The 3651-nt window shown below is 64.4% G+C and carries 5 protein-coding genes; all 5 read left to right on the top strand.

Features of this window, described 5'->3' with window-relative positions:
• Positions 1 to 229 precede the first annotated feature (229 nt).
• Positions 230 to 847 carry a YidH family protein gene (locus tag Q7T84_RS14175; RefSeq protein WP_304810042.1) on the top strand — a complete coding sequence of 206 codons (618 nt, stop codon included), beginning with the start codon at positions 230 to 232 and terminating at the stop codon, positions 845 to 847.
• A 242-nt stretch (positions 848 to 1089) separates the two neighbouring features.
• A complete protein-coding gene (locus Q7T84_RS14170; RefSeq protein WP_304810039.1) occupies positions 1090 to 1428 on the top strand; it encodes a hypothetical protein in 339 nt (112 codons plus the stop codon).
• Between the two features lie 165 nt (positions 1429 to 1593).
• Entirely contained in the window at positions 1594 to 1893 is a 300-nt protein-coding gene (locus Q7T84_RS14165) for a hypothetical protein (RefSeq protein WP_304810037.1), read from the top strand.
• A gap of 185 nt (positions 1894 to 2078) precedes the next feature.
• On the top strand, positions 2079 to 2633 hold the full coding sequence (locus Q7T84_RS14160; protein ID WP_304810031.1) for a F0F1 ATP synthase subunit delta: 555 nt from the start codon (positions 2079 to 2081) through the stop codon (positions 2631 to 2633).
• Between the two features lie 3 nt (positions 2634 to 2636).
• A partial coding sequence (gene atpA, locus Q7T84_RS14155; RefSeq protein WP_304810028.1) for a F0F1 ATP synthase subunit alpha occupies positions 2637 to 3651 on the top strand: 1015 nt, incomplete at its 3' end.

Genomic DNA, 3651 nt, shown 5'->3' with positions numbered 1-3651 from the left:
GAGAGATAACTTAGCGTGACCAGACGCGCGACAAGATTGACGAGATGTGAACGCGCGCGATCGCGAGCCCGTCCTTAGGGCCTTTGTGCGGTGGAAAGACGGCGCCCGGCGCGAGGCGCTTTCCAGGGGCGAAACCGGGGTGGGAGTGGGGTGGACACCGGATGGATCGCTGAGGGTCGTGGACGCAGACTGCGCCCGGGCGGCCCCAGTCCCACGGAGCGCACTTTTCATGGCGACCCCTCCAGAATCGAACGCGCCGAGGTGGAGCCGGCAACCGGTCCCGCCGATCCCAATCGTCGATGAAAGCAAGGCCGATGCGGCGTCGGTCACATTTTCCAAGTACCGGACCGGGCTCTCCAACCACCGCACCGACCTGTCGGAACATCGCACGGAGTTGTCGGAGCACCGGACCGGCCTATCCGACGATCGCACAGAGATGTCGAAGCGCCGCACCGGCATGTCGTTTCAGCGCACCCGGTTGTCGGCGGACCGGACCCTGATGTCGGTCATCCGCACATCGCTGTCGCTGATCAGCTTCGGCTTCACGATCTTCCAGGTGTTCCAGAAGCTGCGCGAGAGCAATGTCATCGAGAGCGCAGCGGCCCCCAGGAATTTCGGCGTGGCGCTGGTGGCCCTGGGCGTCGCCATGCTGGTGGTCGGCATTATATATGAGGCGCAGTTCATGCTCGCCCTGCGCGCCGAGCGCCGCAAGATGGCGGCTGAGGGCTATGTGCACGGTGAAGGGCCGTTCCCGCCCTCGATGACGTTGGTCACCGCCCTGCTGCTGCTGGTGATCGGGATCGCCGCCACCGTCAGCATGGTCTTCAGGGTCGGCCCCTTCTTCTAGACTCCGCCGCGCTCGCGCGAATTCGCGGCCATGGGTGGCCGAACGGCGTTCTGCATCCCTGCATTTTCGCATAGCCGCACTGCGAAAAAAGCAGTTGCCGCTGATCTTAACAGTGTTATCTTAGCGTTGCTTAGTTCAGCTCGTGCCGCCGATGGGGATATCGGTTGCGGACTTTCCGGTTTGAACCGAGCCGAGCCCCGCATGGGTTCGCCTTTTCTCCCCGAAACGCTGGAGGGCTTTTCATGAAGCTCCATACCCTCGCGGCCGCCTGCGCCGCTCTTGTCTCCGTCTCATTCGCCGGCGCGGCGCTGGCGGACGATCCGATCACCGCAAAGCTGCAAACCCCGGTCGCGGCCAAAACCAAGTTCATCGCCGGCGGCTCTGTCTTCATGTGTGAAGGCGACACCTGCCTCGCCGCGGCTCCGTCCTCGCGGACCTACGCCACCTCGACCTGCAAGGAAGTGGCGAAGGCTGTTGGAGCCGTGGCTTCGTTCGGCGGCGCGCGTAAGCAGCTCGAAGCTGAAAAGCTTGAGCAGTGCAATGTCGCGGCCCTGCCGGCCCAGCGGGTCGCCAACAACTAGGCTGCCGGCTTCGGGCTCGCGCCATCCCAGGCGAGCCTTCCCGCCGTCAGTCTCGCCGAGACTGCAATTGAAGGGCGCTGGAGCAAGTCTCCAGCGCCTTTTTCTTGGCCCCGTCCTTGGTCGCCCTTTGCCTATGGCGCGCATGCACGTATGAGACCGGCCGCCATGACAGACGACATCCTTCGCCGCCAAGCCATTATGCCCGCCGCGCCAGCCGCGGCCGCCAGCCTGATCGAGCCCTTGTTGGCGGAGGTCGCCGGCGCCGGCGCCGAGCCTGTCTCGCTCACGCTTGATTATGGACCCTTCGCGGCGGCTGGCGCGCGCGTCACGATCGAGGCTCAGGTCGAACGGGCGACCCGCACCCTGGTCTTCGCCTATGCCCGATTGCTGTCGTCGGAAGGCCAGGTTCTAGCGGCCGGTTCGGCTGTGTTCCGAAAGCCAGCCCCGATTATCAATGCCGGATAATACAAGGTGTCGCGGCCGGTTTGGTTGCGGCGCCCAAAAACGCGTGCTATCAGGCGCGCGGCTTCGGGCCAGGGGCTTTTCTAGTCTCGATGGCCATTGTGCTTTTTCAAGCGCTTTCAAGCCTTTAGGTCGCGGTGGAGAGTTCCTTCACAGCGGCTTTTTGCGCGCACCGGGCGGATAAATAAGTGGCGGACGATTCCAAGGCGTCGAATGTGGGCGGCAGATATGCCCAAGCCCTGTTCGATCTCGCGAACGATGAAAACAAACTGGCGGCCGTCGAGGCCGACCTGAAGGCGCTCAAAGCTATGTGCGCCGAGAGTAAAGACCTGCGGTCTTTGCTGGCCTCCCCGGCGTTCAGCGCCGAGGACAAGGGCAAGGCGCTGGGCGCCTTGGCCGTGAAGGCGAAGCTCAATCCGGTCACCCGGAAGTTCCTGGGGCTGCTGGCCGCCAACGGTCGCGCCTCGGCGCTGACCTCGGTGATCACCGGCTTCGAGGATCTGGCGGCGACCGCGCGTGGCGCGGTTTCTGCTCGGGTGACCACGGCCGTCCCTCTGACCGCAGCCCAATCCAAGGGTGTCGCCGCCGCGTTGCGAACCGCGCTCGGCAAGGACCCTGAAATCGAGACCCGCGTTGATCCCTCCCTTCTGGGCGGCATCAAGGTGCAGGTCGGTTCCCGTCTGTTCGACGCTTCGCTCCGTTCGAAGCTCGACTCCCTCAAGTTCGCCCTGAAGAGAGCGTAAGCCATGGACATCCGCGCCGCCGAGATTTCGGCAATCCTCAAGTCGCAGATCGCCAATTTTGGCGAGGAAGCCGATGTCTCCGACGTCGGTACGGTTCTGTCCGTCGGTGACGGCATCGCCCGCGTCTTTGGCCTCGACAACGTCCAAGCGGGCGAAATGGTCGAGTTCCCGAAGGCCGGCGTCAAGGGCATGGCCCTGAACCTGGAAAGCGACAACGTCGGCGTCGTCATCTTCGGCGACGACCGCGCGATCGCCGAAGGCGACGATGTGCGTCGTCTGTCGGAAATCGTGGACGTGCCGGTCGGCAAGGGTCTGCTCGGCCGGGTCGTGAACCCGCTCGGCGAACCGATCGATGGCAAGGGCCCGATCCAGAACGTGGCCGAACGTCGCCGCGTGGACGTGAAGGCGCCGGGCATCATCCCGCGCAAGTCGGTGCACGAGCCTGTGCAGACCGGCATGAAGGCCATCGACTCCCTGATCCCCGTCGGCCGCGGCCAACGCGAGTTGATCATTGGCGACCGTCAGACCGGCAAGACCGCCGTGGCGATCGACACCATCCTGAACCAGAAGTCGATCAACGCCGGCGATGACGAGAGCGCCAAGCTCTACTGCATCTACGTCGCCATCGGCCAAACGCGTTCGACCGTCGCCCAGATCGTCAAGACGCTCGAAGAGCGCGGCGCCCTGGAATACACCATCGTCGTCTCCGCGACGGCTTCGGAACCGGCCCCGCTTCAGTTCCTGGCCCCGTTCTCGGGCTGCGCCATGGGTGAGTGGTTCCGCGACAACGGCATGCACGCCGTCATCATCTATGACGACCTTTCCAAGCAGGCCGTCGCCTATCGTCAGATGTCCCTGCTGCTGCGCCGCCCGCCGGGCCGCGAAGCCTATCCGGGCGACGTGTTCTATCTGCAGAGCCGTCTGCTGGAACGCGCCGCGAAGCTGAACGAAGATAACGGTTCGGGATCGCTGACGGCTCTGCCGATCATCGAAACCCAGGCCAACGACGTGTCGGCCT

Source organism: Phenylobacterium sp., from assembly GCF_030654915.1.
GTDB lineage: Bacteria > Pseudomonadota > Alphaproteobacteria > Caulobacterales > Caulobacteraceae > Phenylobacterium.
Note: the sequence above shows the minus strand (reverse complement) of the source record. Positions and strands in the feature narration are given on the sequence as shown.